Genomic DNA, 17,090 nt, shown 5'->3' on the forward strand with positions numbered 1-17,090 from the left:
TTCCAAGAATTGTCTTCCTACACAGGGTCAGGCATTTGCGAACTAATCAGCTTCAGCAAAGCGGCTGACCCCTTTATTTCTTGGATGCCCTGCAACATATTATTTAGAGATTACCGAATGGTCATGTAAAATTTCATTATACGTTCTGAGTAATGTAAACCGATTCATTCTTATGTGGTGAGCCTCTTGCAGACTTCTCGCTAATAGCTCGGAGCCTACTCCAAGCTGTTCCGGCGTCGTGGGACCACCCAACTTGTGAAGCATCTCACGCAGCGCTTGACCCTCCGGAATTCGGCCAATTTCCTCCTGAATTTCCGGCCAATGACTAATTATCGCTGATTGTCGAGCAATGGTCGATTCATCAGCAGCTGCCTTTGGCTCCATGGATGCTATTTTCGGGGATATGCTACTCTCCGCCAGCTGATGATACAAAGTAGCGATTTGCACACAAGCTACACCTACCTTGGCCCCATGCAGCAGCTGCCGCTTGCCAAGTCGAATATACTCCATTTCCCAATAATGGGATAGATGATGTTCGGCTCCTGAAGCGGGGTGAGATTGACCTAATATCATCATCGCAATGCCGGATTCAATCAGCGCCTCGATTAAGGTTTGGATCCCTTCTTCGCCACGCTCGGCAATACTGTCCAGATGATCCACACATTTTTGGAGGGCATTACGGGTTAGGGCCGCTACAAGTGGTGAGTAGGGTTCTCCGGCTACAAGACTGCCGAACTTCCAATCGAATAATGAGGTGTACTTACCGAGCATATCGCCAAAACCAGCGGCCACCATCGCCGAAGGTGCTTGCACCAAAATATCCAGATCGGCAAATATCGCATCCGGTCCGATAGCTGCAATCGTTTTCTTTTCACCGCGAATAATAATCGGCGCTCCCTTGGAATTAAAGCCGTCCACGGAAGGTGCCGTCGGTACCGATATAAAAGGAATACCTGCCGTATACGCCGAATATCGGGAAATATCATGCAGTGTCCCTGATCCTGCGGCCACCACGACCTGTGCCGAATACTGCTGCAAATCCATAATCAGTTGAATCAAGGAAACCTCATCAGCGATTACATCCCCTTGTTCATTAGGTTGGATTATCGTCAGCTTGGTGGAGATGCCTTTGTCCACCAAGGACGTCTCCAAAGCCTTTCCGGCGATTTCGTATGTGTTGGCATCTGCAACTATCGAAACCCTCTGATAGGATTGATCGAATAAGAAGCCTGCTACCTGATTAAGAGCGCCCGATTGTACAATAATCGGATATTGATCCTCAGGCTTAACTCCTTCTTCCCCCAATTGTGCTGCAACCTGGTTGACTCTCGTCCATACGGTCATATTTGCCATCCTCTCTTTACCCTACTGTTTTAACTGTCGATTTCTTATCATGTTATTTAAAAAATATACTCTGCTTTGCTGTCGTTTTCAAGACAATACACCCAGAAAATTCACATCAAATAAACGTTATTGAACTTAAATGAACACAAATGAACTTAAAATCTTTAAAAAAGAGCACTAATCGCAGCCGATTCGTGCCCTGTACATGATGAAATTTTTTGAAAAATGCATACATCATTTATCGTTATAAATGCCTTTTATCGGAAAGCGGCGGAAACAGACTGACCTTGTTACGTCCCAGCTCCTTCGACAAATACAAAGCATCATCCGCGCATACCAGCAAATCCTCACTGCTCATACCAGGTGCATATTCTACCGCGCCAATGGATACCGTAATGCCTACCGATTCACCAGCCAGCAGCCAAAAGCGGCTTTCCGCGACCTTTTCACGAATATTTTGTGCAACGCTCTCTGCCTGCAGCAGCCCGATATTATTCAATAAAATGGAAAATTCCTCACCGCCGCTGCGGCATACAAAATCATCAGGTCCAGTCTGCTCAGTCAAAATGTTGGCAACTGACTTCAAAACCTCGTCCCCGGACAAATGCCCGTAGGTATCGTTAATATTTTTGAAATAATCGATATCCAGCAGCAGCAGTACAAAAGGAAGCCCTTTGGACATCCATGCGGGTATGCATTCACCCAGCTTACGTACGTTGTACAGGCCCGTCAAATAATCCGTTTCGGACTGCTGCTTCAGCCTGTGATTTTGATTCGTCAGGCTTTGCCCTTGAATATCGCTAATCCGGGACAGCTTCAATGCCGTTCTGAGCAGCTTGTCATAGTGGTCAATTAACAGTGAGTATCTCTGCATCAAGGCCTCTTGGCTTGCTGGTGGTTCTATTAAATCGTTTCTAGCTTCCTGAAGGATCGTGAACTCACCAGAAAACAATCTCACGTACGAGTGGCGTTTTGGCTGCATGTGCTTCTCTCCCTGCATGTATCTTGAAGATTCCCATCTCCAAAAATTCGACGATTATCCGGGATATCCTGCACAGCAGAACCTTATCCTCCTACGCCGCCTTGACTCAAGCTTAGACATCCATCTTATAGTTGTTCTTGAGATGCTCGGAAATGGACGTAAAGTTAAAGCTTCTTAATATATCTTCCAGCTTATTCTGGGTCCGGCCTACACTGTAATAGTGGATAAAATTTTCCTTGAACGGCAGATCCAGCTTCTGTTCATACGCATCAATTTCTCTCGGGTGCAGATATACAATCGAGCTGTGACCTCGACGATTCGCGGAGCGAATTGCATTTTTAATCAGAAGCCTTGGGAAAAATCGGAAATAAAAACCACCCGAGTACCCTATATTTTTACCGCCCAGCTTCATGACTGACATCGGAACCTCATACAAATCAATTTCCCTACCGTTCACCCGCGGCTTATGAATCTCGGTAGGCGCTGTTGGAATCCCGTAAAGAAAGGTTTTTACAGGAAAAATACTGGCATCATATTTCATGCCCATTTCTTCGAGAACTTCCAGATAATGCAGATTGCCTTCCACAATGGACCATGAAGGAGCCCGGTAGCCAAGAACCTTCGTACCCGTCAAGTTTTCCAGGATATCTACCGACTTTTTCACATCGTCCCTGAATTCATCAATCGTCTGTTTGTAGGCAAGCTCATGCGCATAACCATGCGAGGCCACATCATGTCCTTCACGCGCTATCGCTTTGACCACATCCGGGTAATCTTCACCAATGCAGCCTAATACAAAAAAAGTCGCCTTGCAGTCCGTTTCGCGGCATATTCGCAGCAGCGTATCCATGTGAGCCCTGAAATTCGAACCTCTGCTTCTGTCAGGCGCTGCAATACTATCGTAGTTGGCATGAAACCATTCCTCAATATCGAAGGTGAGCATATTGGTCGCATGTTGCTTGTGCTTAGTCACTTTTCTTTCTCCCTTTTATCGCAAACGAAGTGCAGAACGTACCTGACAAAGCCCCTTGTCCGCTGCTCTTGGTTACAAATTTGAAAGGATGGTAGATTTTCATAAATTCAATCTGCTCAAAGCCATGCTGCATAAATACGTTCTTCAACTCATCCATCGCATACATTCGGTCAAATTTATTGCTGCGTTCAAACAGCTTCAATAGCTTACGCTGTATGGAGCCGCGGTTTAAGGTTTCTATGAGAAGCGTTCCGCCTGGCTTGGTCACTCTGGCCAGCTCTTTAATGACGGACACATATTGTTCGATCAATTGGATAACGCCAATGCATAAAACTACATCAAACTTGCCCTTTTCAAAAGGAAGTGCCGTCAAATCCTCCGACATCGTGATCAGACCTCTGCCTGCCGCGAATTCAAGACTTTTTACTGAAAAGTCAACACCATACACGGTGTTGTTAGCGACCAGAGGCTCACTAAAAGCACCTACGCCGCAGCCCGCATCCAATACGGTCTTTCCCTTTAATTCGCCAAGCCAGCGCAAGGTGTTGTCTCTCTGCATGAAAAAGCTTTCTTCATTGAAATAGTCGGAAGATTTGACAGAAGCTCCATGTGTTTCTGCTTTCTTGTCAAAGTACTGCTTCCAATTGGAATTGCTCATTGTCTGATATCCTCCGATTAAATAAACAATTAGTATATATAACAGTTTTCCTGCTAAAACTCTAGAAGCCCAATGAATAGGTCACCGGACTTCTAAGGCAACAAATATTTAATCAATTTCCTGCCGACTGTGTCGGTAATGAAAGCAGGCGTTACCTTCCACATCTCTACGAAAAAGCTGAGGCTTTGCTTATCTGGAGGTCCTGCTGCTTTGCCACCTCCGTCATAGAGCAAGTATTTCAACTGCTCTGGCTGTGCTCCCCATTGCTGCTTGTACTTGTAGGTTCCCGAGCCTGTCTGGGATCTGCCCAAATCGAGCTGCTGCAGACCGTTCCTGATTCCGAAGCGCACGGCCTCCCAGTACATAAAATTATTGAGGTATTTGTTATTATATTCGGATAAGTTCGCTCCATATGGATAGTACAGCTTGGCATTTCCCGGACTCGTTAACAGCAGCATCCCGCCTACAACCTTACCGGATTCATTATCGAGTACGGTTAACAGATGTGCATGCTCAGGTAAATATTCGAAAAAATATTTGAAAAATCGAATATCCTGAGCCGGAGAACCGAGCTGCTTCATCCTTCTTACATACACCTTATGAAAATCCTCGATATGCTTTTGATCAAACGAAACCGAAAACCAGTTATTTTTATACACTTTGCGTACATGGTTGCGATTGCTTGCATTGGAAAGTGAAAGTACCTTATCCTCATCCTCACACAGCGGCAGCACGAAGGTATGGTTATGCAGATTCAAGCTCCAGCCTGAGCTGTCTATGCTTTGATCCTTTAATCGCAGATCGACATAGTCGAGCTTGTACTTCACTTTTAATTCAATAATCGCATCCACAGCATACTGAAATGCTTCTTCGCTATCACAGGCAATGTCGGTGTAATTGACAAAAGGCAGCGATACACCGGCTTTCTTCCATCCGAGATTACGCCCGATTATCAAGGGGATGATGGCGCAAATCCGGTTGTTCTCATCCAGGACCGCGTGATAACCGCAGGTATACCCAAAAGATTGGATCAAGACTTGTCTCAATGCAATGGTATGGAAAATCGTACCCTTAGCTAACGCAAACCGATCCCATTCGTCCTTCATTGCTTCGGTATATGCAACACATCTGAACATCCAAGCCTATCCTTTCACCCAAAAAAATACACCAATCAAAATAAACCCGCAGCCTGTCCATTTCATCATGCTGATCTGTTCGTTGAACACCCATATCGCTACAGCAACGAACAGTATATATTGTACACTCGATACGAAGGTCACATAGCTCAAATCAAATTGATTCAGGCAATAGATCCACAGAAAAGCGCCTATTGCATACAAAGCAAAGCCAGCTACAATCAAAGGTGTTGTCATATAACCGAACAAAATCGCCCACAGCGAGCCTTCAAAGTTAACGGATCTGCTGCCGATTTTGAGCAATGTACTGGCCGCTACCGTCATGCTTAAGCTTGCAAAAAGAATTAAATATTTGATTGTGATTCCCCGCCGTTCATTCTCTTCTCAAGCTCCTCGAGCCTGAGCTTGGTTAATCCTAATTCCTGTGTAAGCGTCTTGTTATGCATCTTCATACCCGAAATGCTGACACTCATATTCAATAGCAGCAAATAAGCTGAAGCGATCAAGATGGCAAAAAAGGCTGACGGCGCATAGTCCACACCGATTAGTGCAGAGAACCAATCCATCAAGTCTTTAAATACTGACATCACTAACGTAAACAACCCTATAAGAAACCAGACCAGAGAATACTTTTCTCTGATCATCCGAGCTCTTACCATCAAAAATACCGAAATAATCATAATCAGACTGAAAGCAACACCCATCAATTGAACGCTGTACAAATTCCCACCCCCCGTAGCCCTTTCACCACCTTGTCCTGATATAGGAGAAAAAGATCGACACAATGACCTTAGTCATGTAATAAGGACTTTTGATCATAGATATGGAGGAAACGCCATGCTCTCGCTCCTTCATTTCAACACCGACCTCGGCTATGCGAAGACCATGCTTTTTGAGCAGAATAATCGCATCCGGCTCGGGATAATCATCAGGATAATATTTGGCCATGAGCGCGATACCATTCCGATTGTACATCCGAAATCCCGACGTACCATCCGTAATTTTGGCGTTTATTAACATTCTGAATATGAGGTAAAACACCTTGATACCCATTCTCCGAAGCCAGGTGGTCCGAAAGGATTGAATATCGAGAAATCGGGAGCCGATCACCATGTCGCAGCTATTCGACACCATGGTATCGAACAGCTTCACTACCTCAGACGGAAGATGCTGCCCATCCCCATCGATTTGCACCATATAATCATAGCCATGGGTTAAGGCATACTTGAACCCGGTCTGCACAGCCCCGCCAATACCCAGGTTATAAGGAAGATCCACAACTTTGACACCCTCGGCTTTGCGAGCATTGATAGAGGTGCTATCGAGAGAGCAGTCATTCACGACCAGAATATCAGCAGAAGGAAGCGTCTTTCTGATATCCCAGATCACCCTCAAGATGTTGTTTTGTTCATTATAAGCTGGAACTACAATGAGTATTTTTGCTTGTTCCATAACAACTTCCCCGCATATTTTTTGGTAATCACAATGGCTCCCTTGATGATCCTATCCCCACCATAAGCTGCCACAATCGCTACAAACGGCAAACCAGGGGCTCTATATCTATACATACCGTCAATAAAGAAAATAACACAAAATACGCACGAAGCCAGAATGGTGAGCCACACGATGGATGCCTTTCTGGACAATCCATTTCGAATGGTGTAGACCAGTCCGGTCAAAAACATGAAGACAGGGAATGCATTCCAGGCAAATTTTACAATCCCCCTGATATGAGTCAAGTCCACATAGAATACCCATCTGCCCAGCAAAGCCAGTGTTCTTTTGCCATACAAAATCATAATATTATCCCAGTTATGGTAAATAAAGCTGATAATGAGACTATTCCCGATATCTATAGTGTAATTGGGCTTATATTTATGATCGAATGGCGAAGCTCTGTCAAAAAGCCATCCCGTCGCATAAATATTGTATAAGACCTTTTTGGCGTTAAACTGCAGCGAAGCCACGAGCGGGTCCAATTTATTACTGGCAAACACAATCATGGCAATGAGAATGCCTGCAAGAACAATACTTCCAAGGGTCAAACCGTATTTTCTGACAAAGCCCATTATGGTTTGCTTGTTCAGGTTGATGAGCACATAGATCATAATAAAGCTTACTGTGATGATCCCTGCCGGTCTGAATATAAGCATATATACGGCTGTCGCGATAAAAATAATCTTGTAAACGTTCTTATTTGATTCATAAAACTTTAATAAGGAATAGATCGTGAGAAGCATGAGGCTGATGAAAAAGCTGTCCGTCAATATATACACAGACCATAAGGTAATGTCCCAAGAATATGCATAAAAAAGAGAAGCGATGATTGCCGTTGTCCGATTGAATATCATCTGTGAGATCTTATAGACCAGAATGACACTTAATGCGGCAGTGACCACCTGTATGAATATGACGGCAACAGGGTCTCTAAATATAGCGAGCATGACCGTTAGCAAGACATTGTATCCTAAATACAAAATGTCGTTCATATCCAGTCCAACTTTAAAATGCTTCATTAAGGAGTAAGCATAATCCAGGTACCATTGGGTGTCGTCCGATTGAGGAAAGCCTTTGCCAGAGGATAAGAGATAAAAGAAATACCGTAATCTTACCCATAAGGACAGTAGGGCAAGTGGGAGGATATAAATGAGATCAAACTGTTTGTACTTGTGATAAATATAATGTAATTGGCCCACTGTGCACATTGCTCCCAAATATAGCGTATGATTATAATGTAATGGTTCAATTATGACATATTCGACATATGAATCGCAAGCTATAAATATGAAAAAATTGTGCGAGTTATCTACATATTTTAAGTGTCCAAGCCCCTTATTTCAGCAAGATGTTCGACAGTCGATGTACCGCTAATCAACTGCTTGTTACTCAAGCGAATGCCAATGTTCACCCAATGTTGTCGAATCCGTATGTCTGTAACATTTATCACTGCTCTGAGCACTCAATCCAGTATACAATCCTACATATCCCCGCACAAAGAAGGAGCGTGCCATAGTATGAAACAAGAACGCATTATCCATTTTAAAGTGATTCATCATGATGCAACCCGATTGGGCCGCGGCTTGCTATATCTGGATGGCAATCAGGAGCCTACGCTCGAGGATTACGAGCAATGTCTGAAGGCAAGCGGTCACGATGTGCATATCGAAAATGCAGACCAGCTCCTGTTCGTTGCGCATAAGCCAGATGAGGACTACAGGATCGAAGTCATCCCTAATTATGAACAAATGACCAGAGACATGCAAACGGAAAGTCTGGCCAAAAGCTTTTTGAAGTAACAAGCTTCATGCCCTAATCCTGTTCGCTCATCGCCGGCCGATATTATCGATAATTATACTTTGCGGTTCTCCTGTACGACTGCACCCTTGTGCTGCTCAAAATGACTCTTGTATTCGACAAGCCCAATCTCGCAGCCCGATCCGATGATCACATGATTTCCACGAACCACCTTGGCTTTTGTATTCATCAAGTGAACATGATCGCCTTCAATAACGTCAGCGGTGAGCAGAGCATGGGGTGATGGCTTAAAAAAGAAGCTGAAGGGATTAAATGTGCTGGCTCGGGTGACCCGTATTCGCTCACCACCGATTTCCCGGGCTTTGCAATCCCCATGCAGCTTGATGTCCAGTGTGCCGGCATTCAGCAAGCCTCCTATATGAAACATCCCGTGGGCATTGAATACTTCGGCTTCGCAATCACCATCCGTTTTCATCTCACCTTTCAGTATCAGCTGTTCACTGAACAGATTTCCCGCCGCTTCAATGGTTCCTGAGCATCGCAGTTCTTTCAATCTGACCGCCCCGCCAATGGCTGCAGTTCCGGATACCTTCATGTTGTCCGCATCAAGATCGCCGGATAAGGTGCAGGTTCCCACCACATTTACCGCTCCGGATTTCAAGCTGCCTTCGATGTCCAGTGTGCCTACACATTTGAGCCGCGAACATTCCAGATCACCGTCAATCGCACCTTCACCTACGATAGAGACCCTATTATACAAGCCACCCGTTGTCGAAGAGCTGCCTGTAATCAATAGATTTTTTTCATTTAACTTATCCTTTGTGGAAGTTACCATGGGATTGCCTCCATTCTTTAGCATGAATTACAATTGCTCTGATCTTTCTACCTTTGACCCTTTATCCTGTTCAAATTTCCCTTTGTATTCAACCAAACCAATCTCACACCCCGGTCCGATAACTACATCCGTCCCTCTAACTGCCTTGGCTGTTGTATACTCGACATATATGGTGTCGCCTTCAATAGTTTGAGCCGTCAATTGGCTGCCGACTGGAATCGGTATCCATTTCAACCACTTCGTATAATCGATACCAGGCTGTTTGCGGATCTTGATATGCTCCCCGCCAATTTCCGCGATGTGACTCTGGCCTTGCAGCGTAATTTGAATACTCCCAGCATTGAGCGTACCCATCTGCAGCCTTCCGTTGGCATCAAATGTTTCCGATTCACAGCCACCGTTAACGGAAAGCATGCCATTTAAATGTAGATGATCACCTATCAGGTTTCCCTGCACAGTCAACTTGCCTTGAATTCGAATCCGCTCTGAATGAAGGTTGCCCTCAACAAGCGCAGTTCCATTAATTTCGGCCTTGGATGACTGCACACTTCCATGAACATCTGCTTTTCCGTTAACAATAAAATCGGAGCAGTTCATATCCCCATTCACCTTGCCGATTCCATCAATTTTGGCTAAGCGGACAGTTCCCCCATTGGAAGAACCTATGCCGGACAAAATCAGATTACGTTTGCTTGGTGTTTCCATCGATTCCTACCTCCTTTACATCATTCCAATTGTGAGCTTTAACTCCTCAATACGTTTGGCTATATTGTCCCTAAGGATGATTTTCACGCCGTTTTCAAAGTAAATTTCGCTTCCCGCAGCAACTAGAAGACAAGCGGAAACTCCCATTTTGCGAATAAACATCAAGTCACAATTTTTACCTTCAAACTTCGTATAGTGTTCACCAAAAGTTTGCAGCAAAATCTTCCCCTCATCCAGATTCAGCTCTCCTGATTGCAAGCAACGATCCAGCAAAAAAAGCGACAGGATTTGTTCAAATCTATATACATCCGAGCGGCCAATATACGGTTCAGCATATTCAATCGCTATCAAGGAAACAATGTTTCGTTCCACTAAATCAGTTTTGCTTATAGAAAGATCTGTAGGCACCGGGGAAAACATATTAGCCAGCTCATCTAACGATAAATCCTCCTTCATATCCAGGATTTTATCCATACGATCTAACATCTTTCGCTTCGGGAAAAATGTTTCTTGCCCTGTAAACGCCGATTTTCGAATAAACCACTCCTCAGGAACAAGATTTTTACGTTTCCATCGGTATAATTGACCATAGGATATCCCGGTTAGCTCTAATAGTTCTTTTTTGGATATCAATTCTTCTTCCATGGGGATCCCTCCATTCAAGAACAATATAACATAACATTGTTACGTTGTAAATCCGCTCCATTCACGATTAGTAATATTGCCTGTGGATATCCCTATCTGTGGATATGTGCAAAACATTTAGGGAACTTATATACAATAAATAGATGTAGGCTGTGAGCATTGTGGATAACTTTGTGGATGAATGGCAGCAAAGCATATTCTTCCGTTCCCGCTGCAAACAAAAAAGAACGCCTCTCAGGACGTTCCTTCTGAAATACATATGAAATTCCAGGAATTTTTTACCATCCAAAGTCTAATGTCTTTCCGGTTTCCGCCAGTGTCTTGACGTTGCTCAGGATCATCCACCAATGCTTCTCCGTGTCTGTATAGGAGGGGTGATTATCTGACCACTGGTCATTGATCAATGTCAGCTTTGTACAATTGCCTACCGTCTCTAATGTAAAGGTTACACGGGTTTCAAGCTCGGCATGATTAGCTCTATAGGAAGGCCCAGGATGCTCGGTACAACTCAACTCTTTATAATGCTCATATTTCAGTATGCTGCCATACACATGAACGGTCTCATCGCCATCGTTGCCTGGCCCTACGTATTCATAACGATCACCCTCTTGGAAGGTGGATCTGATCACGCAACCATAAAAGATTTTACGCGTTCCCTCCGGTGACATTAAAGTATTCCAGACTTTTTCAGGCTGTGCATCGATATAAAACTCATATTTGAGTTCCATGGTCTCACTCCTTCATCAATTTGAATGTTGTTGGCTGGGTCTGCGGGCTCGTCTAACCTTACCTGTCTGTGCTACTATAATTATAATTCATCCTGGGAGCCAAGTATGGTAAAAACGCGACAAGAGAACAAGGAGTGATTCATGTGAATGCAAATATTCCGCAACCCAGTATGGGTATCTTGAACATAAATGGAAGCGAGGATAAATTTCGGCTTACCCGTTATGCTCCCTCCGAGGAGATTGGTTTATTCGTCAAGCATTACTGGATCGTAAGCTGGGATTTAACGGGACAGGAGCCCTATTGGCAGGATGTCATTCCGAATCCTTGTGTGAATCTGGTCATTCAAAAAAACCATACAGGCATCTACGGAGCCGCCAAGTATAAATACTCCAAGCTGTTGGAAGCTAAAGGATCTGTGTTTGGTGTAAAGTTCAAGCCGGGGGGATTTTATCCATTCATTAAAAGGTCCGTTTCCGAACTAGCTAGCCAGCCCCTGGATATTTCCCGCGTTTTTGATGTAGAGACCCTTGCTGTAGAGGATGCCATTCTGTCCCAAGAGGATGCTGGCAGCATGGTAGAACGAGCAGAAAGCTTTATTAAGCCCAAGCTGCCGGAAAAAGATGAAACGGTCGCCCTGATTAATCGGATTATAGACCGAATTGTGGACGAAAAGGAAATTACGAAGGTGGACGATATTTGTGCAAGCTTCGCCATCAACAAAAGACAGCTTCAGCGTATTTTCGATCAATACGTCGGCATAAGCCCCAAATGGGTGATCAAGCTCTACCGACTGCAAAATGCTGCTGAAACCATCGATCACGATAGAAACTACGACCGATTGAAGCTATCGGCTGATCTCGGCTATCACGACCAATCGCATTTTATCAAAGATTTCAAAGCGATCATTGGCAAAACGCCAGACGCATATGCCAAGCAGTAATAATGGCAAAGGCTTACCAGCGAATTTGTGAGATCAGAGCGATCATCAACTTTTGGCTGCTCGGGCTTGTTGGCCACTGACGAATTTCATTCTTGATGTGTTCCATGTTGGTATATCCTTTAGCCAATCCGTTCAAGCGAGCTGTCAGAGTGGCATTGTTAAGCTCCTCCTGAGTGGTGTACAGAGTGCTCAGCTTTTCAATTGCTTTCGGGAATCTTTTCAGATAATATTTTTGATGCTTGTCCTCTGCAAGGTAAAATCGGGAATAAGGAGCTATCTCAGTTGCCGGCTCCCCCTTTCCGAGCGCCTTCCGCGTCCTGATGACGCGCTGTATCGCCTCTTCCTGCAGCTCGTCGGCATACAATAGCAGCGACCTATACTGGTTTCCTTTGTAATCGTTGATATTGAACGGATTGTGGTTGTTCCAGAACACATCGAGGATTTCCTCAAACGTAATCTTCTCCGAATCAAAATCAATTTGGATCGTTTCGGTATGATCACCCATCTGACGGTAAGTAGGAGCTTCGGCAGTACCCCCTGCATATCCCACACGTGTTCGAATAACTCCTGGCAAATGGCCGAACAAAGCTTCAGGACTCCAAAAGCAACCCATACCGAGCGTAGTTGTCTGGATAGCACTCTCCGAAAAAGACGGCGCGAGAGCACTGCTCTGTAATTCCTCCAGCTTGTCCATAGCTGCCCTCCCTCCCCTTCCACAAAATGAAATCATGCAGGTGACTCCGCTATAGGGTACCTACAAGCACGTTAGAGCACTCACGGAATCAGAATCTTCACTTTCATAATTATAGCATGGTGTCTGTCCAGTCCCAATTCTACCCGGAGGAATGCACCCTCATAAATCCTCTTTTTCAAAAGGACAACGGCGGCTTTGATTTTTTATTTTCAAAACCGCCGCTTGGTCTTGTCGCTAAAATTGGCGCAAAAAACTACTGCCAAAACTGCGTTTTACACAGGGCAGGTTGTTTTTACATTTTGCTCTATTGCATTGTCATTCAATATAAGTAAGTATTTACATATTTACATGTGTTCTCTTATACAAAACTGCTATTGCCGCTGCTATAAGGATCATACCCATAAAAGCGGGTGCGGCATGACCAAGTGATATATAGATTTGACCTCCAATGATAGGCCCAATCATTCTTGCTAGAGCCTGAATAGATTGGCTACCTCCTTGAATCCTTCCTTGTTCACTAGAATCAACAGACTTGGAGAGCATCCCATTGAATGAAGGCCCAAAGATCGAATCACCAAAACCAAATATAAACATTCCAACGATAACAAGAGGATAGAATGAGAACAAAGCCGATGCTGCAATAAAACTGTAGCCTATTATCTCCGCAACCATTCCAAGAATTGCTATCTGTTTATCACTAAGTTTTTTCAAAAGCTTTGGCATTATAAAGCCTTGTGAAATGATGTCCTGTAATCCCATAATTGAAAGCATAAGTCCGATTAGTGCAGGATCCCAACTGAAAATATCCATTGTAAATTGCGAAAAAACTGCCTGTAAAGATCCGTTCGGTATCCAAAGTAAGAACGCTGAGACAAGCAGCCTATTTAAGTTTTTCATGGAAAGTACGTTTGCAAGCTGTGTAAATGGATTCAACCTCACGAGAGTAATCTCTTTAAGTCTATTGTTCTTGTTAAGGCTCTCAGGCATAAAAAAATATCCATAAACAACATTCAATAAAGTAATTATTGCTCCAAAATACATGGGTGCAGAATAACCAAAGTTGGCAAGTAATCCGCCTAGAGTCGGGCCAATGACCGCACCTACACCTACAACCGCACTCACCCATCCAAAGTATTTGGTTCTCTGTTCAGGAGGAATGATGTCTGCAAAATATGCGAAGATAGTGCTTACGCTCCCGCCTGTTATACCTTCTATTATGCGCCCAGCAAATAGTATCCATAGAGCTCCTCCTATGCCGAAAACTAAGTACCCGATTGCGGAACCCAAAAGGCATACTAAGAGCAATGGACGACGACCATATCTGTCGCTCAAAGCTCCAAGTGCGGGGGCCGCAAAAAACACGCAGACTGCATAAACAGAGGTCAGCAGCGTAACAACTATAACTTGTTCTCCCGGATTGCTTGTATAAGGCTGCACTAAGAATGGGACGACAGGTGTTATGATACTGAAGCCTATTCCACAAAGAAACACAGAGATAAGACCGAATATTAAAGCGTGCTTATCTACGGTTTGTTCTTTGTTCTGTTCATTGTGTAATTTAAATATGGACATTTAAATTCTCTCCTCAAAAGTTATATCTTTGATTCCTCGGAAACAAAATCATCGTATCCCAATTTTGTTTCCTTGTCAACAAATTAATAGCAATAAAAAGGCAGCCCGTTCTCAATAGAGCCCGGCTGCCTGTGGTTTCATTTTCATTATTCAAATTTATTCAGACTTAATATCTATACCCAGTTTCTTTATTTCTGAATCCAAATGCTTACTATACTTTTCCAAGAAGCTAAGCATACTATCAAATTGTTCCTCGGTTACCTGCTCAAATACGGCTTTATCCCGTTCTTGAAACTCTTTGTGCAGGTGCTCATGGATTTTATAAATTACTTTCCCTTGCTCAGTGAGTCTAAAATAGATTTCTTTCTTGTTATCCGACTTCTGGTAGCTTTCGATAAGGCCTTTTTTTATGAGCTTCTTAGTCATTTTACTTATGGCACCGCGAGTCATATAAAAGGACTCCGCAAGTTTTGTCACGTTGGAATCTACATTTCTTTCAATGTATTCGATGCAATGTACTTCAGAAGACTTATAACCCTTAAGACTGTCTTCCATCTTATCTTTATTAAGCCAAACCATCTTGTTATATAAGTCCCTGAAACCCATTATGACCTGTTCTTCTTTGTTCATGGCCTGTCCTCCCACCCGTTGATGCATTAACAATATTAAAATAATTATTTTAAAAGTGGAATTGACTTTGTTCCTGGGTATTCTATTCATAGGAATAAAAAACCTGTAGGCGGGAAGCGTGAAAAGGGGTACACATTTCCCGAACGGACGCTGCTTTTTGCCATTCACTGACCAACTTCTTCCATAGGCTCTTGATCCGCCGCGAGTAAACCCCATAGTAACGGATCGTCTTAAAGTTCTCATCCGGGATATGCCGTATGAGTCTTCCGATGAATTCTTCTACGGAGATCACTTCTCTTTTCTCTTCTTCGTCCGTCTTATCATATAGCACCCAATGTATCCGAGCTGCTGTTTCACGTTCCCCTTCGGGAGTCACCTTGTGCTTCTTCTCAAAATGCTCTTTGATTATCCGCACAGCCTCATCCATAAATTCTTTGAGCAATTTTTCCTGATGCAGTAAAATACCTCACGTAATCCTTCGTCGATTGTGAAGACGACATGCCAGTGGTTCACTTGGAATACGTATTGTTCCAAGAGCCGCGCCCATTCCTCCGTTTCTCCGCACGAACAAATCGTACAGAACCTTCCAATGTCCTCGCTCGTCAAAGAAAATTCGTTTCAGAATGTTCGTCTCCATACTTCTACCTTACCAAAAACAAAAACAGAGTGGTAGTCCTGCTCCCACCCCCGAAAATTTATAAATTCTGGCGTGTAATATAATTAACTCAACTTTCGCAGCTCCAAAATGCTAGGAAACCCTTGCCACTGTAAGGAGTATAAGCAAATGAGTTGATCTATTGACAGAAAAACACCTTTCTTGTTTGGTATCATGGAAGTGTCGAAGCAACCATGCAAACAAAGAAAGGTGTGTAGGTTTTATGGTATACCATCGTTCCCTGTCTGAACAGTCTCGTTTTTCAGCTTTTGTTTTCTCTTGTTTTTGAAGGTAAGAACTGGTTTCGTCTTCTGGAAAGTAACCGAGGCGGCTCCCTGCCAGGAAAGGATGTCGTCTACCGGTTTCTGTATCATTCCGGCTTCGCTTGGCGGTCTGCTACGCGCGTCCGGGTATTTATCGTGGACGACTCCGTACTCAGTCCAATCGCAGTAAAAAGGCTGAGCTTCTGGCTCGAGTGTTTGATCACACGACTGGACGATTTATTAAGGGATACAACATGTTGACCCTTGGCTGGTCGGATGGCTTCAGTTTCGCGCCCGATTACTTGATTATGGAAAATGAGCGCCGTCAGGCCAATGATGACCGTACTTTGGGCGGCCTGTTCTTTCTATACGCCGATGAAGTTCGTGACTTGGATTTTCAATCTGCTCTCCAACAATTAATGGCTCTATTTCAGAAAATGGCCGACGCGACTACAAAACGGAACAAGCAGTCTGTATTCTGTCAACTACAGGAATGGATTGCTGGTTTACCCTGTTATATCAAGGGTTTATTCAAGGAGTTAAGCTGCGAAAGTTGAGTTTATTCAGAAATACCCAAAATTACGAAAGAAATTTTCAAATTGATCGAAGGGGCTGATAAGTCAGATTATTAAGCGCGGAATTGTATAAGGATAATCTGTCCGTTCAGAAATAAAATATGATCGTCTTTCTTCTTAAAGTGTTCAATGAAAATAAAGTTGTACACTCGTTACGTTGATAGGCGTAGGATCTACGTCTTAGAAAGCCCCAAGTCCTTTAAATACTTATTAGAGTATGATCCGGTCGGCAATCGAACCAAGGTCACCCGGGGCGAAGACGGTAATGATGAAGACGAGGGGATAGCGCCGATCATCCGGACAGCATCAAGACCGATTATGTCTACGACGCGCTAAACCAGCTGACGCTGGTCAAACGATATAACGACGGCACGTCGATGACGACGAATTATACGTACGATGCGGTCGGGAACCGCTTACGAAGCAAACCGTTCTGGGCAGTTTGACGGATACGGAACAATATTCCTATGATGCGGCGGACAAGCTGCGGCGCTGGTAA

The 17,090-nt window shown here is 43.9% G+C and carries 18 protein-coding genes and 2 pseudogenes; 3 read left to right on the top strand and 17 right to left on the bottom strand.

All coding sequences use genetic code 11. From position 1 onward, the window contains the following. Positions 1-99 precede the first annotated feature (99 nt). The 9 genes from BK127_RS12815 to BK127_RS12855 form a co-directional block, all read right to left on the bottom strand. The gene (locus BK127_RS12815; RefSeq protein ID WP_076230445.1) at positions 100-1,344 is read right to left on the bottom strand and encodes a sn-glycerol-1-phosphate dehydrogenase; all 1,245 of its coding nucleotides are present in this window, start codon (positions 1,342-1,344) and stop codon (positions 100-102) included. Positions 1,345-1,588: 244 nt separating this feature from the next. Beyond that, a complete protein-coding gene (locus tag BK127_RS12820; RefSeq protein ID WP_076230446.1) occupies positions 1,589-2,326 on the bottom strand; it encodes a GGDEF domain-containing protein in 738 nt (245 codons plus the stop codon). A 112-nt stretch (positions 2,327-2,438) separates the two neighbouring features. After that, on the bottom strand, positions 2,439-3,299 hold the full coding sequence (locus BK127_RS12825) for a polysaccharide deacetylase family protein (RefSeq protein ID WP_083689265.1): 861 nt from the start codon (positions 3,297-3,299) through the stop codon (positions 2,439-2,441). Then, on the bottom strand, positions 3,292-3,957 hold the full coding sequence (locus BK127_RS12830) for a class I SAM-dependent methyltransferase (protein ID WP_076230447.1): 666 nt from the start codon (positions 3,955-3,957) through the stop codon (positions 3,292-3,294). Before BK127_RS12830 ends, BK127_RS12825 begins: the two co-directional genes overlap by 8 nt. A 92-nt stretch (positions 3,958-4,049) precedes the next feature. Then, a complete protein-coding gene (locus BK127_RS12835) occupies positions 4,050-5,063 on the bottom strand; it encodes a GNAT family N-acetyltransferase (RefSeq protein ID WP_179097464.1) in 1,014 nt (337 codons plus the stop codon). A gap of 36 nt (positions 5,064-5,099) precedes the next feature. Then, the gene (locus BK127_RS12840; protein ID WP_076230449.1) at positions 5,100-5,417 is read right to left on the bottom strand and encodes a hypothetical protein; all 318 of its coding nucleotides are present in this window, start codon (positions 5,415-5,417) and stop codon (positions 5,100-5,102) included. A gap of 20 nt (positions 5,418-5,437) precedes the next feature. Continuing rightward, positions 5,438-5,815 (bottom strand): DUF2304 domain-containing protein, encoded by a 378-nt coding sequence (locus BK127_RS12845; RefSeq protein WP_076230450.1) that lies wholly within the window; start codon positions 5,813-5,815, stop codon positions 5,438-5,440. 22 nt (positions 5,816-5,837) lie between these two features. Further along, positions 5,838-6,545, bottom strand: a complete 708-nt coding sequence (locus BK127_RS12850; protein WP_076230451.1) for a glycosyltransferase family 2 protein — start codon at positions 6,543-6,545, stop codon at positions 5,838-5,840. Then, complete coding sequence (locus BK127_RS12855) at positions 6,518-7,789, bottom strand: glycosyltransferase family 39 protein (protein ID WP_076230452.1); 1,272 nt, start codon at positions 7,787-7,789, stop codon at positions 6,518-6,520. Before BK127_RS12855 ends, BK127_RS12850 begins: the two co-directional genes overlap by 28 nt. Before the next feature lie 318 nt (positions 7,790-8,107). Between BK127_RS12855 and BK127_RS12860 the strand changes: the two genes are divergently transcribed. Then, positions 8,108-8,389, top strand: a complete 282-nt coding sequence (locus BK127_RS12860; RefSeq protein ID WP_076230453.1) for a hypothetical protein — start codon at positions 8,108-8,110, stop codon at positions 8,387-8,389. A 53-nt stretch (positions 8,390-8,442) separates the two neighbouring features. Here BK127_RS12860 and BK127_RS12865 read toward each other — a convergent pair whose 3' ends face one another. The 4 genes from BK127_RS12865 to BK127_RS12880 form a co-directional block, all read right to left on the bottom strand. Then, a complete protein-coding gene (locus BK127_RS12865) occupies positions 8,443-9,183 on the bottom strand; it encodes a bactofilin family protein (RefSeq protein WP_076230454.1) in 741 nt (246 codons plus the stop codon). A gap of 27 nt (positions 9,184-9,210) precedes the next feature. After that, positions 9,211-9,888, bottom strand: coding sequence for a polymer-forming cytoskeletal protein (locus BK127_RS12870; protein WP_076230455.1), 678 nt, complete (start codon positions 9,886-9,888; stop codon positions 9,211-9,213). A 15-nt stretch (positions 9,889-9,903) separates the two neighbouring features. After that, on the bottom strand, positions 9,904-10,533 hold the full coding sequence (locus BK127_RS12875; RefSeq protein ID WP_076230456.1) for a YhbD family protein: 630 nt from the start codon (positions 10,531-10,533) through the stop codon (positions 9,904-9,906). A gap of 278 nt (positions 10,534-10,811) precedes the next feature. Beyond that, complete coding sequence (locus BK127_RS12880) at positions 10,812-11,261, bottom strand: SRPBCC family protein (protein ID WP_076230457.1); 450 nt, start codon at positions 11,259-11,261, stop codon at positions 10,812-10,814. A gap of 143 nt (positions 11,262-11,404) precedes the next feature. On the opposite strand from BK127_RS12880, the gene BK127_RS12885 reads away from it, so the two are divergent. After that, positions 11,405-12,202, top strand: a complete 798-nt coding sequence (locus tag BK127_RS12885) for a helix-turn-helix domain-containing protein (RefSeq protein ID WP_076230458.1) — start codon at positions 11,405-11,407, stop codon at positions 12,200-12,202. A 13-nt stretch (positions 12,203-12,215) separates the two neighbouring features. Here the strand turns inward: BK127_RS12885 and msrA are convergent, their stop codons facing one another. The 4 genes and pseudogenes from msrA to BK127_RS45680 form a co-directional block, all read right to left on the bottom strand. Beyond that, entirely contained in the window at positions 12,216-12,896 is a 681-nt protein-coding gene (gene msrA / locus BK127_RS12890; RefSeq protein ID WP_076230459.1) for a peptide-methionine (S)-S-oxide reductase MsrA, read from the bottom strand. Positions 12,897-13,232: 336 nt separating this feature from the next. Continuing rightward, positions 13,233-14,468, bottom strand: coding sequence for an MFS transporter (locus BK127_RS12895; RefSeq protein ID WP_076230460.1), 1,236 nt, complete (start codon positions 14,466-14,468; stop codon positions 13,233-13,235). A gap of 156 nt (positions 14,469-14,624) precedes the next feature. Beyond that, complete coding sequence (locus tag BK127_RS12900) at positions 14,625-15,098, bottom strand: MarR family transcriptional regulator (protein WP_076230461.1); 474 nt, start codon at positions 15,096-15,098, stop codon at positions 14,625-14,627. 154 nt (positions 15,099-15,252) lie between these two features. After that, positions 15,253-15,686: pseudogene (locus BK127_RS45680) on the bottom strand (transposase); the annotation flags it as partial. Between the two features lie 321 nt (positions 15,687-16,007). Here BK127_RS45680 and BK127_RS46065 point away from each other — a divergent pair. Next, positions 16,008-16,369 (top strand): annotated as a pseudogene (locus BK127_RS46065) (IS4 family transposase); the annotation flags it as partial. Positions 16,370-17,090: the final 721 nt, after the last annotated feature.

Source organism: Paenibacillus sp. FSL H7-0331 (assembly GCF_001956045.1).

Excerpts from the sequence above, each read along its gene's own strand:
- BK127_RS12815 (WP_076230445.1), bottom strand. The coding sequence starts at position 1,344 with ATGACCGTATGGACGAGAGTCAACCAGGTTGCAGCACAATTGGGGGAA.
- BK127_RS12820 (WP_076230446.1), bottom strand. The coding sequence starts at position 2,326 with ATGCAGCCAAAACGCCACTCGTACGTGAGATTGTTTTCTGGTGAGTTC.
- BK127_RS12830 (WP_076230447.1), bottom strand. The coding sequence starts at position 3,957 with ATGAGCAATTCCAATTGGAAGCAGTACTTTGACAAGAAAGCAGAAACA.
- BK127_RS12835 (WP_179097464.1), bottom strand. The coding sequence starts at position 5,063 with ATGAAGGACGAATGGGATCGGTTTGCGTTAGCTAAGGGTACGATTTTC.
- BK127_RS12840 (WP_076230449.1), bottom strand. The coding sequence starts at position 5,417 with ATGACGGTAGCGGCCAGTACATTGCTCAAAATCGGCAGCAGATCCGTT.
- BK127_RS12850 (WP_076230451.1), bottom strand. The coding sequence starts at position 6,545 with ATGGAACAAGCAAAAATACTCATTGTAGTTCCAGCTTATAATGAACAA.
- BK127_RS12860 (WP_076230453.1), top strand. The coding sequence starts at position 8,108 with ATGAAACAAGAACGCATTATCCATTTTAAAGTGATTCATCATGATGCA.
- BK127_RS12865 (WP_076230454.1), bottom strand. The coding sequence starts at position 9,183 with ATGGTAACTTCCACAAAGGATAAGTTAAATGAAAAAAATCTATTGATT.
- BK127_RS12870 (WP_076230455.1), bottom strand. The coding sequence starts at position 9,888 with ATGGAAACACCAAGCAAACGTAATCTGATTTTGTCCGGCATAGGTTCT.
- BK127_RS12875 (WP_076230456.1), bottom strand. The coding sequence starts at position 10,533 with ATGGAAGAAGAATTGATATCCAAAAAAGAACTATTAGAGCTAACCGGG.
- BK127_RS12880 (WP_076230457.1), bottom strand. The coding sequence starts at position 11,261 with ATGGAACTCAAATATGAGTTTTATATCGATGCACAGCCTGAAAAAGTC.
- msrA (WP_076230459.1), bottom strand. The coding sequence starts at position 12,896 with ATGGACAAGCTGGAGGAATTACAGAGCAGTGCTCTCGCGCCGTCTTTT.
- BK127_RS12895 (WP_076230460.1), bottom strand. The coding sequence starts at position 14,468 with ATGTCCATATTTAAATTACACAATGAACAGAACAAAGAACAAACCGTA.
- BK127_RS12900 (WP_076230461.1), bottom strand. The coding sequence starts at position 15,098 with ATGAACAAAGAAGAACAGGTCATAATGGGTTTCAGGGACTTATATAAC.